This is a genomic window from Streptomyces xanthophaeus (genome assembly GCF_000725805.1).
Classification (GTDB): domain Bacteria; phylum Actinomycetota; class Actinomycetes; order Streptomycetales; family Streptomycetaceae; genus Streptomyces; species Streptomyces xanthophaeus.
In genome coordinates, this window is the sequence record NZ_JOFT01000018.1 from 107,013 (window position 1) to 126,844 (window position 19,832).

Consider the following 19,832-nt stretch of genomic DNA (forward strand, 5'->3'; position numbering starts at 1 on the left):
CTTGAGCCCGTACAGACACATCCATCCGCCCGCGCCCGCGCATCCGCCCGCTCCCGTTCGGCGGCCCGGCTGGGTGCGCGTGGTGCGGTCGCCCTTCGAGCTCGCCGCCCGGATACACCGGCCCGCCCGCCCCGACCGGATCGTCGACGAGGCCATCCGGCGCGCGCAGATCGCCCGCACCTGCATCGGGCTGCTCGCGGGTTTCTGGCTGGTGCTGGCGTACCCGCTGCGCGAGGGCGCGGGCGGCATCCTGGAGGACAAGTTCGCCGAGGTGCTGATCAGCGCCGGGCTGCTGCTCGTGCTGGGACCGCTCGCGCTCGCCGTCTTCGTGCTGTCCGCCCGGCCCCCCGGTCCCGCCTTCTACCGGGCCCGGCTGCGCGGTCCGGCCACCGCCGTCGGCGCCCTGCTCGCCACCGTGCTGGTGATGTCGCTCGGGATGCCCGTCCTGACCACCGCGGCCTACGGCCTGGGCTCGCTCGTCGGGCTGTTCCTCATTCCCTTCGCGCTCGCCTCGGCGGTGCTCTGCGTCCACCACGTCTTCCGGACCGCCGACGTCCACGAGGTGCTGCCGCCGCTGCTCTCACCCGTGCTGGTCTGGTCGCTCTTCCTCGTCCAGCTCTTCGACGAAGCACCCGTCAGCGCACCGCTCGGGGTACGCGTGCTGTTCCTGCTGGGCCCGCCGCTCTCGGTGACCGCCCTCTCGCTGTGGGAGCTGCACCGCCTGCAGGTCCGCTACGGCATCACGATCCGCCGGGCCCTGGGCCGTGAGCGGACCGGACGAGCGTGAAGACCGCGCCCTCCGGGTCCGCGACCGTCACCTGACGGCCGATGGGCCCCTCGCGGGGCGGCTCGACGACGCGGCCGCCGAGGGCGACGACCCGGGCGGCCGCCGAGTCGGGGTCCTCGGACTCGAAGTACGCCATCCAGTGCGGGCCCCGGTCGTGCGGCAGCGAGCGCCCGACACCGCGCACGGCGGCCACCGGGCGGCCCTCCAGGCGCAGGGTGAGGTAGTCGAACTCCTCGGAGGACGCGCCGTGGGTCTGCGCCTCGTGGCCGAATACGTGCTCGTAGAACTTGCCGACCGTCGACGTGTCCTGGGTGATCAGCTCGTTCCAGACCGGGGTGCCGGGCGCACTGTGCAGCTGGGTGCCCAGACGGGTCTCCGCCTGCCAGATCCCGAAGATCGCGCCCAGCGGGTCGGAGCAGATCGCCACCCGCCCCGCGATGCCCGCGTCCAGCGGGCCGACCGCGACCGTGCCGCCGCAGGACCGGATCACCTCGGCCGTGGCGTCGGCGTCATCCGTGGCCAGGTACGTGGTCCAGGCGACCGGAAGGTGCCGGTCCGGCGGCATCTCGCCGATGCCCGCCACCTCCTGGCCGTCGAGCAGGGCCCGGACGTACGGACCGAGCTGTTCGGGCCCCGGCACGTACTCCCAGCCGAAGAGATCGGCGTAGAAGTCCTCGGTGGTCCCGAGGCCGTGCACCATGAGGCTCGCCCAGCACGGTGTGCCGGGCGTGCGCCGCGTTGCTCCCGTTGCCTCGGTCATGTCGACTGTCTCCTCCGTCGGTGCCGCTCCCCGCGTGTCGCTGCTGATGCTTCCACCCCGCGGGGTCCGGCGCGCCCCGACCGGGCCGCATCGACCGGGCGTCACGGAGAGATGACCGGATCGGTGCGCCCCGCCGGTGACGGCCTTGTCACGGGGGTTTCGGGCGGGGAGGAAGATGGCCCCCATGACTGCGAAATCTGCGATCCTCTCCGCCGCCGAACTGGCGAGCGAGCTGTCGGGCACGAGGCCGCCGGTCCTGCTGGACGTCCGCTGGCAGCTGGGCGGCCCCGACCAGCGGCCCGCGTACGAGGCGGGTCACCTGCCCGGTGCGGTGTACGTCGACCTCGACCGGGAACTGGCAGGTCCGCCCGGGTCGGGCGGCAGGCACCCGCTGCCCGACCCGGAGGCGTTCGGGGCCGTGATGCGCCGGGCCGGCGTCGCGTCGGACGTGCCGGTGGTCGTGTACGACGGCGGCCAGGGCTGGGCGGCCGCGCGGGCCTGGTGGCTGTTGCGCTGGACGGGTCACCCGGACGTGCGGGTCCTGGACGGGGGCCTGGCCGCGTGGACGGCGGCCGGAGGCGGGGTGACGGCCGATCGGGTGACGCCCGTCGAGGGCGATTTCAAGCCAACTCCGGGAGCGCTCGGGCTGCTGGACGCGGACGGGGCCGCCTCGCTCGCTCGCACGGGGGTGCTGCTGGACGCACGCGCGGGCGAACGCTACCGCGGTGAGGTCGAGCCGATCGATCCGGTGGGAGGCCACATCCCGGGCGCGCTGTCGGCGCCGACCACGGAGAACGTGGGCCCTGACGGCCGCTTCCTGCCCGCCGAGGCCCTGCGGGCGCGCTTCGCCGGACTCGGCGCCTCGCAGGAGGTCCCGGTCGGGGTGTACTGCGGGTCGGGGGTGTCCGGCGCGCACGAGGTTCTCGCGCTGGAGGTGGCGGGCATCGGTGCGGACCTCTATGCGGGCAGCTGGTCGCAGTGGTCCTCGGACCCGGCCCGCCCGGTGGCCACGGGCCCGGACCCGCAGTAGTCCGGCGGCGTCGCCGCCGGGACCCGCGGGCCGGGCGGCGGCGCTACTCCTGCTTCTTGCGGCGGGTGCCGAAGACGATCTCGTCCCAGCTCGGCACCGCCGCGCGGCGTCCGGGCCGGACCCCGTCTGCCTCGGCCTGCCGGTCGGTGGTCCCCGTCAGCCGGTCGCGGTGGCCCGCCACCGTGCGCGGCATCAGGACATCGGCGTACGCGGAACCCGCGCCCGCCGAGGCGGCCGGGGCGGGAGGCTCCTCCGCCTCGGGTTCCTCCACCGCAGGTTCGCTGCGGTCGGGGACGACCATGTCCCCGCGGAAGCTCGGGACCGCCTCCAGGAGGCTGGTCAGGGTGTCCCGCTCCTCCTCCGGATCGGGTGCGGGCGCCTGGTGGCCGGGGCTGCGTTCCAGCTGGCGGTCGAGGGCGCGGTCCAGCGGCCGGTCGCGCGGCAGCCGCGCGATCCTCGGCACGAAGGGGAAGCTCGGCTCCGGCGTCGCGGGCAGGTCGTCCGATTCGCCGATCAGGGAGCGGGCCTCGTCGTCCACGGCCACGACCAGCCGGCGCGGCGGGTCGTACGTCCAGCTCGCCGAGTGGGGTTCGCCCGCGACCAGGTAGACGAGCAGGACCTCCCAGGTCCCGTCGTCGCGGCGCCAGGAGTCCCACTGGACGGATTCCTTCTCGGCCCCGCGCAGGGTCAGACGTTCCTGCACGGCCTCGCCGAGCTGGGGTCCGGTGTTCTCGCCGGGGCGGCGCACGGGGGTCTTGCGGGCCCGCTCGGCCATGAAGGCGCGCTCGGCGAGCACGGGGCCCTCGAAGCGGCGGACGCGGTCGACGGGGATGCCGGCGAGCTGGGCGACCTCCTCGGCGGAGGCACCGGCTCGTATGCGCGCCTGGATGTCACGGGGGCGGAGGTGGCTCTCCACCTCGATCTCGATCTGGTTCAGGCGGGCGCGGTCGTTGCGCACGGCGGCGCGCAGGCGCTCGTCGATCGGAAGGGTGTACTCCGTGCTGTCCCCAGCCTTGAGCACCAGTCGTGTGCCGTCATTTGAGACGGCCACGACACGCAGTTCGGGCATGGGGACCTCCCGGGTGGTGCCTGCCGACGTCACGTGCGTCGCTGCTTCCGCTAGTCGAGTGTGGCCTGCCCGGGTGCAGCCTGCCACAACCTTGCCGAGTTAAACCGGCGTGTCGGGCGTGTGCCCTTGATCGCCGTTATGGCACGGTTACCTGTTGGGCACGCACAGTGACCGAGTGGTTACTGTGCGCAGCAGGAGCCCGTGCAATACCGCGGCATCACCGGTCTTTGAGTGCCGTTTTCCATCCGTCGGCCCCCTCTCCCGAGTCCGGACATCCGAAAGGAAGGACGGCCCCAGGGCTCGCCACAGTACTCCATTCGGGCCACCTGGGTGGACCGCCGCGCCGCCGAACTTCTCTCGGACGGCGGGAGTTGGGCTGCCCTCCGTCGGGTCCCACCTGCGCTCGAACGTGTTTTCAGGTGTCGTGCTTCACAGAATCCCCAGAAATGGAACTATCCGTTTCGCTCAGGTGTCAGTAACTGCTGTAAGCGTCCGGTGCGCGAGAGGCAGGACACGCAGGGGATGGGGATGGGTCACAAGACGACGCAGGACGGCGAACGGGCCGAACCGGAGGCGAAGAAGCTCGACCTGAGCGCGGCTCAGGTCGCGGGCAGTTCCCTCGCCACCGTCGCGGCCGCCCTGCTCGCCTCGCAGCTGGGCGTCTACGGAACCATCCTGGGCGCCGGCGTGGTCAGCGTGGTCGCCACGGCCGGGGGGCCCGTCATCCAGCACTTCTTCCGGCGCACCGGCGACCAGTTGCGGGGCGCGGCCCGGCCGAGGGCCCGTCAGGTGCCCGCCGCGGAGCCCGGCCCGCCGGCGGAGGAGTTCGGCGCGGCCACCGTCCACGGCACCCGGGTGCGGGGCTGGAAGCGGACCGCGGCCGCCGCCGGTGCGGCCTTCGTCATCTCCCTGGGCGCGCTCGGCACCTACGAGGCCGTCGCCGGCACCTCCGTCAGCAGCGGCGGCGGCACGATCTTCTCCGGCGGCACCCGCACGGTGCACCAGGACCGGCCCGCCCCGTCCGGGGAACAGCCGGACGGGGGGACGGGTCCCGGCACGGGGGAGAAGGGCGGCAGGAGCCCCGGGTCCGGGAGCTCCCCGGAGCCCTCCGGCTCGCCGGACGGCGCCGGCCGCGGCACTCCCGCGCCCGGAGGTTCGCCCTCGGGGGAGCCGAGCCCCGGCCACACCCCCTCGCAGTCCCCGTCCCCCTCCACCTCACCGCCGGCCTCCCCCTCCGCTCCGGTGCCGGACGCCTCGACGCCCGGCTCCGGAGGCACCGGAGGCGGCGGTACGGGTGGTTCCGGCGGCGGGCAGGAGCAGCGGGAGACCCCCTGAGCCCCCGCCCGCCGGACCGGACCCGGGCTCACTCGCCCAGGACGCGCCGCAGGTAGTCGTTGCCGAACAGCCGGTCCGGGTCGAGCCGGTCGCGCAGTGCGGTGAACTCGCCGAACCGGGGGTAGACCCGCGCGAAGTACTCCGCGTCCCGGGTGTGCACCTTGCCCCAGTGCGGGCGTCCGCCGTACTCGGTGAAGATCCGCTCGGCCGCCGTGAAGTACGCCTGGTAGGGCGTGCCCTTGTACATGTGCACCGCGATGTAGGCGGTCTCGCGCCCCGAGGCCGTCGAGAGGGCGATGTCGTCCGCCGGAGCCGTCCGCACCTCCACCGGGAAGCTGATGCGCAGCCCGGAACGGTCGACCAAGGCCTTCAGCTCCCGCAGCGCCCCGACCACGTGCTCGCGGGGGAGGGCGTACTCCATCTCCACGAACCGCACCCGGCGCGGACTGGTGAACACCTTGTACGGGATGTCCGTGTAGGTGCGCGCCGACAGGGCGCGGCTCGCGATCCGGGCGATCGAGGGGATGGCGGCCGGGACGGCGCGGCCCAGGGAGTTGGCGGCCTGGAAGACCCCGTTGGACAGGAGTTCGTCCTCGATCCAGGCGCTCACCGCTCCGGGCGGGGCCGCGGGGCCCTGGCTGCGGTTGTTCCGCTTGGTGTTGCAGTTGCCGGTGTGCGGGAACCAGTAGAACTCGAAGTGCTCGTTCTCCGCAAAGTGCTGGTCGAACTCGGCCGTCACCCGGTCGAAGCCCATCGGCTCCTCACGGGCGGTCAGGAAGAAGACCGGTTCGACGGCGAAGGTGAGCGAGGTGACGATGCCCAGCGCGCCGATGCCGATGCGGGCCGCCGCGAAGACCTCGGGGTGCTCCTCCTCGGAGCACTTCAACAGCTGTCCGTCGGCCGTGACCAGCTCCAGGGCGCGGATCTGGGCGGCTATGGAGGCCGAGTCGCGGCCGGTGCCGTGGGTACCGGTACTGGTGGCGCCGGCCACCGTCTGCTCCATGATGTCGCCCATGTTGGTGAGCGAGAGGCCTTCCGCGGCCAGGGCCAGGTTCAGGTCCTTGAGCACCGTGCCCGCTGCCACCGTGACGGTGCCCGCGGCCCGGTCGATCTCCCTGATCCCGGCCAGCGCCTGCGGCCGTACGAGCACGCCGTCGGTCGCCGCGGCCGCGGTGAAGGAGTGGCCGGTGCCGACCGCCTTCACCCGCAGTCCCTGCTCGGCGGCCCGGCGGACCGCGTCCTGAAGCTCCCCGACCGAGCGCGGGGTGACCGTACGGGCGGGCGTGGCACGGACGTTGCCCGCCCAGTTACGCCACGCGGTCGGGCCGTCCTTCAATGCCGTCTGCACTTTCGGCGTGTCCGCCATCGCTAGAGCGCTCCTCCCCTTGCGCCGGCCTCGTCAGCCGGCGGAATCCCGCGAACGCCACCGCTGCCGCGGCCGCTCCCGCCGAGAGGGAGACGACGTACCCGTTGCGCGCGCCGGCCGCGTCGATGACCAGGCCGGTCACCGAGGAACCGATCGCGACGCCGACGGCGAGGCCGGTGCCGATCCAGGTCATGCCCTCGGTCAGCTTCGCGCGTGGGACGTGCGCCTCGATCAGGGCCATCGTGGTGATCATCGTGGGAGCGATGGCGAGGCCCGAGACGAAGAGCGCCACGGCCAGAAACGGAAGGTTCCCGGCCAGTAGGAGGGGGATCATACTCACGGCCATCGCACATACGCCCAGGAGCCAGCGGAGTTCGGTCCGGCCCTTGAGATGGAGCAGGCCGAAGACGATGCCGGCGAGGCAGGATCCGAGCGCCCAGACGGCCAGGACGAAACTGGCGGAAGCCTTGTGTCCCTGCTCCTCGGCGAAGGCCAGCGTCGCCACGTCGATGGATCCGAAGATCGCGCCGGTCGCCACGAAGGTGCCCGCCAGCACCTGGAGGCCCGGGGAGCGCAGGGCGGAGGTGCGGTCGGTGTGCTCGTCGCGCGGGTGCGGCTCGGGCTCGGTGGCCCGCTGCGCGGTGAGCAGCCAGACGCCGACGAGCAGGCAGAGCGCGGCGATCAGCGGGCCGGCCTCGGGGAACCAGATGGTGGACAGCCCGATGGCCAGGATCGGGCCGAAGATGAAGCAGACCTCGTCCAGAACCGATTCGAGGGAGTAGGCGGTGTGCAGTTCGCGCGGGGAGTCCCGGTAGAGGACGGTCCACCGGGCCCGGATCATCGAGCCGACGCTGGGCACGCAGCCGGCGACCGCCGCGCAGACGAACAGGGTCCAGTCCGGCAGCCCGTACGCGGCCGCCAGGAGCAGACCGCCGACCGCGGCCACGGATATCAGGGTCGCGGGCCGCAGGACGCGGCGCTGCCCGTACTGGTCCACCAGGCGGGAGACCTGGGGGCCGATGACCGCGGCGGCCAGGGCGAGGGTGCCGGTCAGGGCGCTCGCCAGCGCGTAGCGGCCGGTGATCTCGGAGATCATCGTGAGGATGCCGACGCCGACCATGGAGAGGGGCATCCGGCCCAGGAGGCCCGCGGCGCTGAACGCCTTGGTGCCGGGGGCGGCGAAGATCGCGCGGTAGGGACTGGGCAAGGGGTCTCCGAAAGGGACGTCATTGGCCCATACAGGTTACGACCGAAGACAAGGCGCCCGCACGGGGAAAAACCGGACCTTCGAAGTGAGGACCGCCTTATTTCCGGCACGGGGCCGCGAGGAGGCCGGGCCGGTTCCCGCCCGAGGACGCCGGGTGGCAGGATTCGATGCATGTCAGACCAGTTCTCCCCGCCGCCCGGTGGGCCCGCCGCCCCTTACGACGCCCTGCTGCTGCTGTCCTTCGGCGGCCCCGAGGGACCCGACGACGTCGTGCCGTTCCTGGAGAACGTCACGCGCGGCCGCGGCATCCCCCGAGAGCGGCTCAAGGAGGTCGGCCAGCACTACTTCGGCTTCGGCGGGGTCAGCCCCATCAACGGCCAGAACCGCCGGCTGCTAGACGCGCTGCGCAAGGACTTCGCGGAGCACGGGCTGGACCTGCCGGTCTACTGGGGCAACCGGAACTGGGGCCCGTACCTCACCGACGTGATGCGGGAGATGGCCGCCGACGGCCGCCGCCGCATCGCCGTCCTCGCGACCAGCGCCTACGCCTCCTACTCGGGCTGCCGGCAGTACCGGGAGAACCTCGCCGACGCGCTGGCCGCACTGATGGACGACGGGGTCGCCGAGCTGCCGCGGGTGGACAAGCTCCGGCACTACTTCAACCACCCCGGCTTCGTGCAGCCGATGACCGACGGGGTGCTCGCCTCGCTGGAGTCGCTCCCCGCCGAGGTCCGCTCCGGCGCCCACCTGGTCTTCACCACGCACTCCATCCCCGAGACGGCGGCGGACGCCTCCGGTCCGGCCGAGGAGCACACGCAGGGCGGCGAGGGCGGGGCGTACGTCAAGCAGCACCTGGACGTCGCCCGGGTGATCGCCGACGCGGTACGGGAGCGGACGGGCACCGAGCTGCCCTGGGAGCTCGTCTACCAGTCGCGCAGCGGCGCCCCGCACATCCCCTGGCTGGAACCGGACATCTGCGACCACCTGGAGGCCCTGACCGCGGCCGGGGCCCCGGCCGCGGTCATGGTGCCCATCGGCTTCGTCTCGGACCACATGGAGGTCCTCTACGACCTCGACACGGAGGCGACCGCGAAGGCGGCCGAGCTGGGCCTGCCGATCGCCCGCTCGGCGACGGTGGGCGACGACCCCCGGTTCGCCGCGGCGGTCCGGGAGCTGGTGCTGGAGCGGGCCGCGGCCGAGCGGGGCGAGCCCGTGGAGCGGTGCGCCCTGGGCCTGCTCGGGCCGAGCCACGACCTGTGCGCCGTGGGCTGCTGCCCGGCCCGGGCGCCGCGTCCGGCGGCCGCGGGGGCGGACAGCCCCTACGCCTGAGGCGCGGCCCGCCGATCGGGCATGATCGACGGGACACCCCCGGAGGAGTGAGACCAGTGATCCCTGAAGAGCTGAAGGCCGAACTGCTGGAGGTCGGGCTGGAGGCGGCCCGGCTGGCCGGGGCCCTGCTGCGCGACGGCCGGCCGGCCGACCTCGCGGTGGCGGCGACCAAGAGCAGCCCGATCGACGTGGTCACCGAGATGGACATCGCGGCCGAGAAGCTGATCACCGGCCTCCTCGCGGAGCGGCGGCCCGAGGACGGGCTGCTCGGCGAGGAGGGCTCGGACGCGGCGGGGACGAGCGGGGTGCGCTGGGTGATCGACCCGCTGGACGGCACCGTGAACTACCTCTACGGCCTGCCGAGCTGGGGCGTGTCCATCGCGGCCGAGTACCGGGGCGAGACGGTGGTCGGGGTCGTCGAGGCCCCCATGCGCGGGGAGACCTGTCACGCCGTGCTCGGCGGCGGGGCGTGGCGTGGCACCGTACGCCTGGCCTGCCGGGAGGCCGCCCCCCTGGACCAGGCGCTGATCGGCACCGGCTTCGCCTACGTCCAGACCAGGCGGGCCCACCAGGCCGACGTGGCGCAGCGGATCATCCCGCTGGTACGGGACATCCGCCGGGGCGGGTCGGCGGCGCTGGACCTGTGCGACGTGGCGGCCGGGCGGCTGGACGGGTACTACGAGCGCGGGCTGAACCCGTGGGACCTCGCGGCGGGCGAGCTGATCGCCCGGGAGGCGGGCGCCCTGACCGGCGGCCGCCCGGGGGAGCCGGCCTCGGGGGACCTCGCCCTCGCGGCGAGCCCGGCGGTCTTCGCCTCCCTCCAGCCGCTGCTGGAGGAGGCCGGGGCCTGGCACGACTGACTCCGGGCGGGCCGCCGCACCGTGCCCGACGCCCGGCTCCCGCCGCCTCGCGCCGGACGTGCCGGGACCCCGGCTGCCCGAAGGGGCGGCCGGGGTCCCGGACGGATGATCAGCGTGCCAGGAGACCGGTCAGGAGGCCGGTACCGAGGCGGGTACGGAGACGGGAACGCCGTGCTCGGCGGCGAGGCGCTGGAGGTCCTCCAGCTCCGCCTGTTCCACTTCCGCGAGGAAGTCGTCGCCCGCCTCCCGGGCCTGCCTCAGGTCCGACTGCGTGGCCCTGATGCGCTGCAGGAGACCCGCGGTGAATGCGTCCATGGTGGGTTCGCCCCCTCTTCGTGGGTCGGCGGCGGCACGTGGCTCCGCCGTCAGGGAGTGGTTGGGGTGTGGTGACGTCCTCCCCGGCACCCTGGGCGCAGAAACCTCGTAGAGCCAGGGAATCCTCACTTCCGCCCCCTCCGCCCCCTACGAGTGACGCCTTACAGCCGGTTTACGGCTGAAACGGGCAGGATGGGCGGCGCACCACACGTCTGCCCTGCTGGGGCTCGGAGGAAGGAAACGACGTGCGCGTACTCGTCGTCGAGGACGAGCAGCTGCTCGCCGATGCGGTGGCCACCGGACTGCGCCGGGAGGCCATGGCCGTGGACGTCGTGTACGACGGCGCCGCGGCGCTGGAGCGCGTCGGGGTGAACGACTACGACGTGGTCGTGCTCGACCGTGACCTGCCCCTCGTACACGGTGACGACGTCTGCCGGAAGATCGTCGAGCTCGGCATGCCCACCCGCGTGCTGATGCTGACCGCGTCCGGTGACGTGAGCGACCGGGTGGAGGGACTGGAGCTCGGGGCCGACGACTACCTCCCCAAGCCCTTCGCCTTCACCGAGCTGACGGCCCGGGTGCGGGCGCTCGGGCGGCGGACCACCGTCGCCCTGCCGCCCGTGCTGGAGCGGGCCGGGATCAAGCTGGACCCCAACCGGCGTGAGGTGTTCCGGGAGGGCAGGGAGGTGCAGCTGGCGCCGAAGGAGTTCGCGGTGCTGGAGGTCCTCATGCGCAGCGAGGGGACCGTGGTCTCGGCCGAACAGCTGCTGGAGAAGGCCTGGGACGAGAACACCGACCCCTTCACCAACGTCGTGCGGGTGACCGTCATGACCCTGCGGCGCAAGCTCGGCGAGCCGCCGGTCATCGTGACCGTGCCCGGCTCCGGTTACCGGATCTGACCGGCATGGCCGCGATCCCGGCGCCACCCGCGGCGCCACCGAAACCGAACTGGGACCCCGGCCAGCCCGAGGGTCCCTTCCCTTGGCTGCGGCCGACGATCCGGATACGCCTCACGCTGCTCTACGGCGGGATGTTCCTGATCGCGGGCATCCTGCTGCTCTCGATCATCTACCTGCTGGCGGCCCAGGCGCTGCGCGAGGGCAACGCCCTGCCGTTCACGATCGTGAGCGGCGGCCCGATCCAGGTCACCAGCACCACCTGTCCCGGGCTCGCCAACGTCAACGGCAACGGCATGCTGACGAGCGAGGCCTTCCAGTCCGCGATCAGCCAGTGCGCCCTCGACCAGCGCCGGCACGCCCTGGACGACCTGCTCAGCCGGTCGCTGATGGCGCTGCTGGGCCTGAGCATCATCGCCTTCGCCTTCGGCTACGCGATGGCCGGCCGGGTGCTGTCCCCGCTGGGCAAGATCACCCGGACCGCCCGCCGGGTGGTCGGCTCCGACCTGACCCGGCGGATCGAGCTGGACGGGCCGGACGACGAGCTCAAGGAGCTCGCCGACACCTTCGACGAGATGCTCGACCGGCTGGAGCGGGCCTTCACCGCGCAGCAGAGGTTCGTGGCGAACGCCTCGCACGAGCTGCGGACCCCGCTGGCGATCAACCGGACCCTGCTGGAGGTGCACCTCTCGGATCCCGGAGCACCGGTGGAGCTCCAGCAGCTCGGCAAGACCCTCCTCGCCACCAACGAGCGCAGCGAGCAGCTGGTCGAGGGCCTGCTGCTGCTGGCCCGCAGCGAGAACCAGATAGTGGAACGCAAGCCCGTGGACCTGGCCGAGGTCGCCTCGCGCGCCATCGAGCAGGCGCGCGGCGAGGCGGAGACCAAGGGCGTGGAGATCCGCGGCGAGCGGGCCCTGGCCGTGGTGCAGGGCAACGGCGTGCTGCTGGAGCGGATCGCGCTGAACCTGGTGCAGAACGCGGTGCGGTACAACGTGCCCGACGGCGGCTGGGTGGAGGTCACCACGGAGGTCCAGCACGGCCAGGCGGTCCTCCTGGTCTCGAACACGGGTCCCGTTGTTCCCGCGTACGAGGTGGACAACCTCTTCGAGCCCTTCAGGCGGCTGCGTACGGAGCGCACGGGCAGCGACAAGGGTGTCGGGCTCGGTCTCTCCATCGCGCGCTCCGTGGCGCGCGCACACGGCGGAAGGATCCAGGCGACCCCGCGAGAGGGCGGTGGCCTCGTGATGCGTGTCACTCTTCCCTTGTGACACCTGCACGCCGTGTTCGCTGGTGGCTGAATCGGTGGTCCATGAAAATACTCGCCCCTGTGTGATCGATCACAGTGTCGAGTGTCGGCCCATGTGCGTTCAGTGACCCCGGGACGGCCGGAACGCCCGGGAAGTCCGGGTTTCCGGCCCCCCTGATGGCGGTAAATGCACGGGGTGGCGTTTGTGCAAGACGGCCCCCGGACCGTGTACGGTCCCGGTCGTCATCCCAGGCAATCGTTCCTCAGAACGTGCGGCTGGGTGTCGATTGAGTAACAGACCTTGATGTGAGGCAAAATCTCCGCCTCAGGTCGGGCACAAGTCCGGCCTCTCGCGCGTTACGTGCGCTGAGACACCGCTAACACCCAGAGGGGGAGAGCGAACAATGGCAACGGACTACGACACCCCACGCAAGACCGACGACGACGTCGACAGCGACAGCATTGAAGAGCTGAAGGCGCGACGCAACGAGAAGTCGTCCTCGTCCGTGGACATGGACGAGTTCGACTCGGCCGAGAGCCTGGAGCTTCCCGGTGCGGACCTCTCCAATGAGGAGCTGGCCGTCCGGGTCCTGCCCAAGCAGGCCGACGAGTTCACCTGCATGAGCTGCTTCCTGGTGCACCACCGCAGCCAGCTGGCACGCGAGAAGAACGGTCAGCCGATCTGCCGCGACTGCGACTGAGAGGCGTCGGCCGTGGCTGGCTCGACACCCTTCCGGAAGCGCCGCTTCCGGAAATCTGGTGAACAGGCGGAGGCGCAGGTGGCAACCACGGGCCCGGAAACGGGTCCTGGAGCCCCCGGCGTACCCGCCGTGCCCTCCGACACCGCCCCGGCGGTGCCGTCGGCCACAGAGGCCGACGAGGGGTCCCGGCACCGGTCCGGGGCTCGTCGGCTCCAAGCCGTCAAGAACGGTGTACGCAAGGGCGGCGAAGGTGCCAGGGCCGCCGCCCTGTACATCGCCGACCGGTTGATCGAGAACGCACCCCGCGTTCCGGTTCGGGACCTCGCGACCCTGCGCGCGCAGTTCCCGGGCCTCGCTCCCGATCAGCTTGCCGACAAGCTGATCGCGGGCGCCGCCAATGCCACGTCCACCGTCGGCGCGGGCATCGGCGCGGCGGCCATGCTGCCCGTTCCGCCCGCCATGCCGGCGGAGCTGGCCGCGGAGATCACCGGCGTCGCCGCCATCGAACTCAAACTCATCGCCGAACTCCACGAGGTGTACGGGCTGCGACCGCCCGGCGGCCTCAAGGAGCGCAGCCTCGCCTACCTGACCGCCTGGACGGAGGAGCGCGGGGTCGACCTGACCAAGCCCACGACGCTGAACGCGGCGCTCGGCGGTCAGATGAAGCGCGAACTGCGCCAGCAGATCATGAAGCGGATGTTCCGCAACCTGCCGAACCTCATGCCCTTCATGATCGGAGCGGCCGTCGGCGCCGTCATGAACCGCCGCGACACCCGCAAACTCGCCGAGAAGGTGCGGGAGGACCTGCGGAGCCGGTCCGTGGCCTGGGACGCACTGGGCGCCCTGCCGCCCCTGGAGCAGCCCTCCAAGCCCCTTCCCGAGGCCACCAGGGCCGCCATCGAGGGACGCGGGACCGGCGTGCTCGGCCGGTGGCCGCACAAGGACGGCTGAGGAGCCGCCCCCGTCCGTGCCGGGACGCAGCCGGCTCTCAGGCGGCCGGGCCTCTCAGGCGGCCGGGCCGGCCTTCGCCGCGAGCAGCGCCGCCCGCAGGGCCTCGGGCTCGCGGGTCGACACGTAGACGTACGGGGTCGGGTCGGCCGGGTCGGTCACCTCGACGCGCACCGCCGTCGGCACGTAGCTGCGCATGAGCATGAAGGCGCGCGTGTCCGCCTTGTAGGTGCGCCAGGCGCGCGACTCCTCCGCGTCCAGGACCTCCGGCTCGCCCAGGGCAGCCACCGGGATCCGCGCGTCCCCGGCCGCCAGCGCGCCGTTCACCACGCGCACGCGCGCGGACCCGTACGAACTCACCAGCAGCCCGGCCAGCGCCGTACCCCCGACCAGCCCGGCCAGCAGCGGCAGCGTGCCCAGCGGCAGCAGCATCAGCGCGCACGCGAGGCCGGTCAGTACGGCGATGCCCCACCAGGAGCGGGGGGCGGTCAGGCGTTCGTCGTGGTGCGCGGGGGAGAGCTGCATGCCGCCAAGCCTGCCACGAGGCGACCGGCGGGTAGCCGCGCGGGTAAGGTCTGCGGCTGTGAGTGGACGAAACACAGCGTTGACGCCCCCGGCCGACGCCACCGCGCCGGTGCGGCACCCCGACGCCCCCGCGCCCGGGGAGCTCCTCGGTGCGCACTACGAGCACTGTTTCGGCTGTGGCGAGGGCCAGTCGCACGGACTCCACCTGGAGGCCCGGGCCGGCGAGGGCGTGCGCGTCACCGCCGAGTTCACCGTCAAGCCCGCCCACCAGGGGGCACCCGGTCTCGCCCACGGCGGCGTCCTGGCCACCGCGCTCGACGAGACGCTGGGTTCCCTGAACTGGCTGCTGCGCGTCATCGCGGTGACGGGGCGGCTGGAGACCGACTTCGTGCGGCCCGTGCCCGTGGACACCGTGCTGTACCTGGAGGCCGAGGTCACCGCCGTCGCCGGCCGGAAGATCTACTGCACGGCCGTGGGCCGGATAGGCGGCCCGGAGGGCCAGGTCGCGGTGCGCGCCGACGCCCTCTTCATCGAAGTGAAGGTCGACCACTTCATCGACAACGGTCGGCCCGAGGAGATCCAGGCGGCCATGGCCGACCCGGACCAGGTCAGGCGCGCACGCGCCTTCGAGGTGAACCCCTGATGTCCCTGAACGACAACGCGAAGCGTCACGAGATCGACGTGCTGATCCGCCGGATCGACCCGGAGGTGCCGGTCCCGGCCTACGGTCACCCCGGCGACGCCGGCTGCGACCTCGTGACCACGGAGGCCGCCGAGCTGGAGCCCGGCGAGCGCGCCGTACTCCCCACCGGGGTGTCCATCGCCCTGCCCGACGGCTACGCGGCCTTCGTGCACCCCCGCTCGGGCCTGGCCGCCCGCTGCGGCCTCGCGCTCGTGAATGCCCCGGGGACGGTGGATGCCGGGTACCGTGGGGAGATCAAGGTGATCGTGGTCAATCTCGACCCGCGCGAGAGCGTCCGGTTCGAGCGTTTCGACCGCATTGCCCAGCTGGTTGTCCAGCGGGTCGAGAAGGTGCGCTTCCACGAGGTGGCGGAACTTCCCGGCTCGGCCCGGGCCGAGGGGGGTTTCGGCTCCACCGGCGGTCATGCGGCCGTGGCCGGATCCGGAGCTGGTCAGCAGGGTGGGAATGGCTACGCTTCGGTCGTAACCGACCGGGAAGGACAGTGACGTGTTCGGACGTCGCAAGAAGAACGACTCCGCCCAAGACGGCGGCGCGGCCGAGCAGGTCGTTGACGGCGTCAGCGCCGACGAGCTCGACGAGGCCGAGGGTCAGGACGGCGCTGCCAAGCCGCGCCGGGTGAACCTGCCGCCGGCTCCGCGGCCCGACGGCCCCTGGGACGTCTCCGAGGTCCTCGGGAACCCTGCCGACGGCCGGGTCGACCTGGGCGGCATCCTCGTACCCGGTGTCGAGGGCATGGAACTGCGCGTCGAGGTCGCCGGTGACGCGATCGTCGCCGCCACCGTGGTCCTGGGCGACAGCGCGGTACAGCTGCAGGCCTTCGCCGCGCCCAAGAAGGAAGGCATCTGGGGCGAGGTCCGCGACGAGATCGCCACGGGCATCACCCAGCAGGGCGGCATCATCGACGAGGCCGAGGGTCCCCTGGGCTGGGAGCTGCGCGCCCAGGTGCCCGTACCGCTGCCCGACGGCCAGACCGGCTACCAGCTGGTCCGCTTCGTCGGCGTCGACGGTCCGCGCTGGTTCCTGCGCGGCGTCATCTCCGGCCAGGGCGCGGTGCGCCCCGAGTCGGCCGGCGTGCTGGAGCAGATCTTCCGTGACACCGTCGTCCTGCGCGGCGACGGCCCGATGGCTCCCCGCGACCCGATCGTGCTGAAGCTGCCCAACGACGCCCAGATGGTGCCGGACGGCGTGCAGACCGAGGATCAGGAAGGCTCCCGCTTCGGCGGCGGCATGGGCCAGCTGGAGCGCGGTCCGGAGATCACCGAGGTCCGCTGACCTCGCACCGCCGCGCTCCCGGGCGGGGCGGACGTACGTTTTCGGCCGGTGGGCCCTCCTCCTACGGAGCGGGGCCCACCGGCCTTCGTCGTGCCCGCGTCAGGAAACCGTCAGGGATGCGCCGGGCGGCCCGTATCGGTGCGTGAACAGGGCGGACGTCCCCGAGAATGGGCGCATGGGACGCGGCAGGCTCAGGATCTATCTCGGCGCGGCGCCCGGTGTGGGCAAGACCTACGCGATGCTCTCCGAGGCCCACCGCAGGGTGGAGCGGGGCGCCGACTGCGTGGTGGGCTACGTCGAACACCACGGGCGGCCCCGCACCGAGGTGATGCTGCACGGCCTGGAACGGGTGGAGCGCAAGGAGCTCACCCACCGCGGTGCGGTCTTCACCGAGATGGACGTGGACGCACTGCTCGCCCGCAGACCCGCCGTCGCCCTCGTGGACGAGCTCGCGCACACCAACGTGCCGGGCTCGCGCAACGCCAAGCGCTGGCAGGACGTCGAGGAGCTGCTGAAGGCCGGCATCGACGTCGTGTCCACGGTCAACATCCAGCACCTGGAGTCACTCGGGGACGTGGTCGAGTCGATCACCGGGGTGCGCCAGCGGGAGACCGTGCCGGACGAGGTGGTCCGCCGGGCCGACCAGATCGAGCTCGTGGACATGTCCCCGCAGGCGCTGCGCCGCCGCATGGCGCACGGGAACATATACAAGCCCGACAAGGTCGACGCGGCCCTGTCCAACTACTTCCGCCCCGGCAACCTCACCGCCCTGCGCGAGCTCGCGCTGCTGTGGGTGGCCGACCGGGCGGACGAGTACCTCCAGCAGTACCGCGGCGAGCACGGCATCCGCTCCACCTGGCAGGCCCGTGAACGGATCGTCGTCGGGCTGACCGGCGGGCCGGAGGGGCGCACGCTCATCCGCAGGGCCTCCCGGATGGCGGCCAAGGGCTCGGGCAGCGAGATCCTGGCCGTGTACATCGCCCGCAGCGACGGGCTCACCGCGGCCTCGCCGAAGGAGCTCGCGGTCCAGCGGACGCTGGTCGAGGACCTTGGCGGAACGTTTCACCATGTGATCGGCGACCGCATCCCCGAGGCCCTGCTGGAGTTCGCCCGCGGGGTCAACGCCACCCAGATCGTGCTCGGCTCCAGCCGCCGCCGCTCCTGGCAGTACGTCTTCGGGCCCGGAGTGGGCGCCAGCGTGGCCCGTGACTCGGGACCCGACCTCGACGTCCACATCGTCACGCACGAGGAGGTCGCCAAGGGGCGCGGGCTGCCCGTGGTCCGCTCCGCCGCCCGCCTCGGACGGCCCCGCATCGTGGCGGGCTGGGTGGTGGGCGTGGTCCTGCCCGCCCTGCTCTGCCTGCTGCTCACGCACGTGGACACGGACCCCGGGCTCGCCAACGACATGCTGCTCTTCCTGGCGCTGACGGTGGGGGCCGCCCTGCTGGGCGGACTGTGGCCGGCGCTGGCCTCGGCCGCCTTCGGATCGCTCCTGCTCAACTACTACTTCGCGCCGCCGCTGCACCAGCTCACCGTGTCCGACCCCAGGAACATCGTGGCCATCGCCGTGTTCTTCGGCGTCGCCGTCTCCGTGGCCTCGGTGGTGGACCTGGCCGCCCGGCGCACCCACCAGGCCGCACGGCTGCGCGCCGAGTCCGAGATCCTCTCCTTCCTGGCCGGCAGCGTGCTGCGCGGGGAGACCGCCCTCGACGCGCTGCTGGAGCGGGTCCGGGAGACCTTCGCCATGGAGTCCGTGGCCCTGCTGGAGCGGGCGGGCGACGTCGAGCCCTGGCAGCAGGCCGCCAGCGTGGGCCCGAACCCCGTCGTCCGGCCCGAGGACGCCGATGTGGACATGCCCATCGGGGACCACATGGCACTGGCCCTGTCCGGGCGGGTGCTGCCCGCCGAGGACCGCCGGGTGCTCGGCGCGTTCGCCGCCCAGGCCGCCGTGGTCCTGGACCGGCAGCGGCTGGTCGGGGAGGCCGAGGAGGCCCGGCGGCTGGCCGAGGGCAACCGGATCAGGACCGCCCTGCTGGCCGCCGTCAGTCACGACCTGCGCACCCCGCTGGCCTCCATCAAGGCCTCCGTGACCTCCCTGCGCTCCGACGACGTGGAGTGGTCCGAGGAGGACCGGGCCGAACTGCTCGAAGGCATCGAGGACGGCGCCGACCGGCTCGACCACCTGGTGGGCAACCTGCTGGACATGTCCCGGCTCCAGACCGGCACCGTCACCCCGCTGATCAGGGAGATCGACCTCGACGAGGTGGTCCCGATGGCGCTGGGCGGCGTACCGGAGGACAGCGTGCTGCTGGACGTGCCGGAGAGCCTGCCGATGGTGGCCGTGGACCCGGGGCTGCTGGAGCGGACCGTGGCCAACGTGGTGGAGAACGCCGTCAAGTACAGCCCGGCGGGACAGGCCGTCCTGGTGGCGGCCAGCTTCCTCGGGGACCGGGTCGAGGTCCGGGTCGTGGACCGCGGGCCCGGAGTGCCCGACGAGGCCAAGGACAGGATCTTCGCCCCGTTCCAGCGCCACGGGGACGCACCGCGCGGGGCCGGGGTGGGCCTCGGCCTCGCGGTCGCCCGGGGCTTCGCCGAGGCCATGGACGGCACCCTGGCCGCCGAGGACACCCCCGGCGGCGGCCTGACCATGGTGCTCACCCTGCGGGCCGTGACCCGGGCCGCAGCCCCGTCCCCCGTAGCGGTGGACGGCGGGGGGCGCGGCGGCGGGGACGCCGCACAGACGGTAGAACGTGATCACGACCGTGATCGGACGACGCGACAGAAGGCAGGACCGCAATGACCCGGGTGCTCGTGGTGGAAGACGAGCCGCAGATCGTCCGAGCCCTCGTGATCAACCTGAAGGCGCGCAGGTACGAGGTCGACGCCGCCGCGGACGGGGCGAGCGCCCTGGAACTCGCGGCCGCCCGCCACCCCGACGTGGTCCTCCTCGACCTGGGACTGCCCGACATGGACGGGATCGAGGTGATCAAGGGCCTGCGCGGCTGGACCCGCGTGCCCATCCTCGTCCTGTCCGCCCGCCACACCTCGGACGAGAAGGTCGAGGCCCTGGACGCGGGCGCCGACGACTACGTCACCAAGCCCTTCGGCATGGACGAGCTGCTGGCCCGGCTGCGCGCCGCGGTGCGCCGGGCCGAGCCGCCCGCGGGCTCCGGCGAGGACGAGGTGGTCGTGGAGACCGATGGCTTCACGGTGGACCTCGCCGCCAAGAAGGCCGTGCGCGAGGGGCGCGACGTACGCCTCACGCCCACCGAGTGGCACCTGCTGGAGGTCCTGGTCCGCCACGGAGGCAAGCTGGTCAGCCAGAAGCAGCTGCTCCAGGAGGTCTGGGGGCCCTCGTACGGCACCGAGACCAACTACCTGCGGGTCTACATGGCACAACTGCGCCGCAAGCTGGAGGCGGACCCCTCGCATCCGCGGCACTTCATCACCGAACCGGGTATGGGATACCGCTTCGAGAGGTAG

The 19,832-nt window shown here is 72.7% G+C and carries 20 protein-coding genes; 14 read left to right on the forward strand and 6 right to left on the reverse strand.

The features are described from left to right. Window position 1: 1 nt before the first annotated feature. Entirely contained in the window at window positions 2-787 is a 786-nt protein-coding gene (locus tag IO30_RS0112930) for a hypothetical protein (RefSeq protein ID WP_157853219.1), read from the forward strand. Here IO30_RS0112930 and IO30_RS0112935 read toward each other — a convergent pair. Next, window positions 741-1,547 (reverse strand): VOC family protein, encoded by an 807-nt coding sequence (locus IO30_RS0112935; protein ID WP_031142461.1) that lies wholly within the window; start codon window positions 1,545-1,547, stop codon window positions 741-743. The genes IO30_RS0112930 and IO30_RS0112935 overlap by 47 nt on opposite strands. A 175-nt stretch (window positions 1,548-1,722) precedes the next feature. Between IO30_RS0112935 and IO30_RS0112940 the strand changes: the two genes are divergently transcribed. Further along, the gene (locus tag IO30_RS0112940; RefSeq protein ID WP_031142462.1) at window positions 1,723-2,577 is read left to right on the forward strand and encodes a sulfurtransferase; all 855 of its coding nucleotides are present in this window, start codon (window positions 1,723-1,725) and stop codon (window positions 2,575-2,577) included. Between the two features lie 43 nt (window positions 2,578-2,620). On the opposite strand, the gene sepH is transcribed toward IO30_RS0112940, so the two are convergent. Next, window positions 2,621-3,679, reverse strand: a complete 1,059-nt coding sequence (gene sepH, locus IO30_RS0112945) for a septation protein SepH (RefSeq protein ID WP_199921035.1) — start codon at window positions 3,677-3,679, stop codon at window positions 2,621-2,623. 495 nt (window positions 3,680-4,174) lie between these two features. Here sepH and IO30_RS0112950 point away from each other — a divergent pair, with 495 nt between their 5' ends. Beyond that, complete coding sequence (locus IO30_RS0112950) at window positions 4,175-4,981, forward strand: hypothetical protein (protein ID WP_078904005.1); 807 nt, start codon at window positions 4,175-4,177, stop codon at window positions 4,979-4,981. Between the two features lie 28 nt (window positions 4,982-5,009). Here IO30_RS0112950 and IO30_RS0112955 read toward each other — a convergent pair whose 3' ends face one another. Further along, window positions 5,010-6,347: a D-arabinono-1,4-lactone oxidase gene (locus IO30_RS0112955; protein WP_051859284.1), complete on the reverse strand. Its 1,338-nt coding sequence runs from the start codon at window positions 6,345-6,347 to the stop codon at window positions 5,010-5,012. Continuing rightward, on the reverse strand, window positions 6,289-7,554 hold the full coding sequence (locus IO30_RS0112960; protein WP_051902188.1) for an MFS transporter: 1,266 nt from the start codon (window positions 7,552-7,554) through the stop codon (window positions 6,289-6,291). The genes IO30_RS0112955 and IO30_RS0112960 overlap by 59 nt, the downstream gene beginning before the upstream one ends. A 171-nt stretch (window positions 7,555-7,725) precedes the next feature. On the opposite strand from IO30_RS0112960, the gene IO30_RS0112965 reads away from it, so the two are divergent. Together IO30_RS0112965 and IO30_RS0112970 are read left to right on the forward strand one after the other, a co-directional pair. Continuing rightward, window positions 7,726-8,883 carry a ferrochelatase gene (locus IO30_RS0112965; RefSeq protein WP_031142470.1) on the forward strand — a complete coding sequence of 386 codons (1,158 nt, stop codon included), beginning with the start codon at window positions 7,726-7,728 and terminating at the stop codon, window positions 8,881-8,883. A gap of 56 nt (window positions 8,884-8,939) precedes the next feature. Next, the gene (locus IO30_RS0112970) at window positions 8,940-9,743 is read left to right on the forward strand and encodes an inositol monophosphatase family protein (RefSeq protein ID WP_199921036.1); all 804 of its coding nucleotides are present in this window, start codon (window positions 8,940-8,942) and stop codon (window positions 9,741-9,743) included. A 129-nt stretch (window positions 9,744-9,872) separates the two neighbouring features. Here the strand turns inward: IO30_RS0112970 and IO30_RS0112975 are convergent, their stop codons facing one another. Next, window positions 9,873-10,058 (reverse strand): hypothetical protein, encoded by a 186-nt coding sequence (locus IO30_RS0112975; protein WP_031142473.1) that lies wholly within the window; start codon window positions 10,056-10,058, stop codon window positions 9,873-9,875. Window positions 10,059-10,303: 245 nt separating this feature from the next. Between IO30_RS0112975 and IO30_RS0112980 the strand changes: the two genes are divergently transcribed. From IO30_RS0112980 to IO30_RS0112995, 4 genes are all read left to right on the forward strand, one after another. Further along, window positions 10,304-10,957, forward strand: a complete 654-nt coding sequence (locus IO30_RS0112980) for a response regulator transcription factor (protein WP_030036265.1) — start codon at window positions 10,304-10,306, stop codon at window positions 10,955-10,957. A gap of 5 nt (window positions 10,958-10,962) precedes the next feature. Continuing rightward, on the forward strand, window positions 10,963-12,222 hold the full coding sequence (locus tag IO30_RS0112985; RefSeq protein ID WP_031142474.1) for a sensor histidine kinase: 1,260 nt from the start codon (window positions 10,963-10,965) through the stop codon (window positions 12,220-12,222). A gap of 382 nt (window positions 12,223-12,604) precedes the next feature. Beyond that, on the forward strand, window positions 12,605-12,901 hold the full coding sequence (locus tag IO30_RS0112990) for a DUF4193 domain-containing protein (protein ID WP_031142475.1): 297 nt from the start codon (window positions 12,605-12,607) through the stop codon (window positions 12,899-12,901). Between the two features lie 12 nt (window positions 12,902-12,913). After that, window positions 12,914-13,852 carry a hypothetical protein gene (locus IO30_RS0112995; protein WP_051859286.1) on the forward strand — a complete coding sequence of 313 codons (939 nt, stop codon included), beginning with the start codon at window positions 12,914-12,916 and terminating at the stop codon, window positions 13,850-13,852. 54 nt (window positions 13,853-13,906) lie between these two features. Here the strand turns inward: IO30_RS0112995 and IO30_RS0113000 are convergent, their stop codons facing one another. Next, the gene (locus IO30_RS0113000; RefSeq protein ID WP_031142479.1) at window positions 13,907-14,374 is read right to left on the reverse strand and encodes a DUF3093 domain-containing protein; all 468 of its coding nucleotides are present in this window, start codon (window positions 14,372-14,374) and stop codon (window positions 13,907-13,909) included. A 58-nt stretch (window positions 14,375-14,432) separates the two neighbouring features. Here IO30_RS0113000 and IO30_RS0113005 point away from each other — a divergent pair, with 58 nt between their 5' ends. From IO30_RS0113005 to IO30_RS0113025, 5 genes are all read left to right on the forward strand, one after another. Next, window positions 14,433-15,017: a PaaI family thioesterase gene (locus IO30_RS0113005; RefSeq protein WP_031142481.1), complete on the forward strand. Its 585-nt coding sequence runs from the start codon at window positions 14,433-14,435 to the stop codon at window positions 15,015-15,017. Further along, complete coding sequence (dut, locus tag IO30_RS0113010; protein WP_031142483.1) at window positions 15,017-15,562, forward strand: dUTP diphosphatase; 546 nt, start codon at window positions 15,017-15,019, stop codon at window positions 15,560-15,562. The genes IO30_RS0113005 and dut overlap by 1 nt, the downstream gene beginning before the upstream one ends. A gap of 1 nt (window position 15,563) precedes the next feature. Continuing rightward, the gene (locus tag IO30_RS0113015; protein ID WP_031142484.1) at window positions 15,564-16,349 is read left to right on the forward strand and encodes a DUF3710 domain-containing protein; all 786 of its coding nucleotides are present in this window, start codon (window positions 15,564-15,566) and stop codon (window positions 16,347-16,349) included. Between the two features lie 175 nt (window positions 16,350-16,524). Continuing rightward, window positions 16,525-19,149 carry a sensor histidine kinase gene (locus IO30_RS0113020; RefSeq protein ID WP_078904660.1) on the forward strand — a complete coding sequence of 875 codons (2,625 nt, stop codon included), beginning with the start codon at window positions 16,525-16,527 and terminating at the stop codon, window positions 19,147-19,149. Next, window positions 19,146-19,832, forward strand: coding sequence for a response regulator (locus tag IO30_RS0113025; RefSeq protein WP_031142486.1), 687 nt, complete (start codon window positions 19,146-19,148; stop codon window positions 19,830-19,832). Before IO30_RS0113020 ends, IO30_RS0113025 begins: the two co-directional genes overlap by 4 nt.

Excerpts from the sequence above, each read along its gene's own strand:
- IO30_RS0112985 (WP_031142474.1), top strand. The coding sequence starts at position 10,963 with ATGGCCGCGATCCCGGCGCCACCCGCGGCGCCACCGAAACCGAACTGG.
- IO30_RS0112935 (WP_031142461.1), bottom strand. The coding sequence starts at position 1,547 with ATGACCGAGGCAACGGGAGCAACGCGGCGCACGCCCGGCACACCGTGC.
- IO30_RS0112950 (WP_078904005.1), top strand. The coding sequence starts at position 4,175 with ATGGGTCACAAGACGACGCAGGACGGCGAACGGGCCGAACCGGAGGCG.
- IO30_RS0113020 (WP_078904660.1), top strand. The coding sequence starts at position 16,525 with ATGGGACGCGGCAGGCTCAGGATCTATCTCGGCGCGGCGCCCGGTGTG.
- IO30_RS0112990 (WP_031142475.1), top strand. The coding sequence starts at position 12,605 with ATGGCAACGGACTACGACACCCCACGCAAGACCGACGACGACGTCGAC.
- IO30_RS0113025 (WP_031142486.1), top strand. The coding sequence starts at position 19,146 with ATGACCCGGGTGCTCGTGGTGGAAGACGAGCCGCAGATCGTCCGAGCC.
- IO30_RS0112965 (WP_031142470.1), top strand. The coding sequence starts at position 7,726 with ATGTCAGACCAGTTCTCCCCGCCGCCCGGTGGGCCCGCCGCCCCTTAC.
- IO30_RS0113000 (WP_031142479.1), bottom strand. The coding sequence starts at position 14,374 with ATGCAGCTCTCCCCCGCGCACCACGACGAACGCCTGACCGCCCCCCGC.
- IO30_RS0112940 (WP_031142462.1), top strand. The coding sequence starts at position 1,723 with ATGGCCCCCATGACTGCGAAATCTGCGATCCTCTCCGCCGCCGAACTG.
- IO30_RS0112955 (WP_051859284.1), bottom strand. The coding sequence starts at position 6,347 with ATGGCGGACACGCCGAAAGTGCAGACGGCATTGAAGGACGGCCCGACC.
- dut (WP_031142483.1), top strand. The coding sequence starts at position 15,017 with ATGTCCCTGAACGACAACGCGAAGCGTCACGAGATCGACGTGCTGATC.
- IO30_RS0112975 (WP_031142473.1), bottom strand. The coding sequence starts at position 10,058 with ATGGACGCATTCACCGCGGGTCTCCTGCAGCGCATCAGGGCCACGCAG.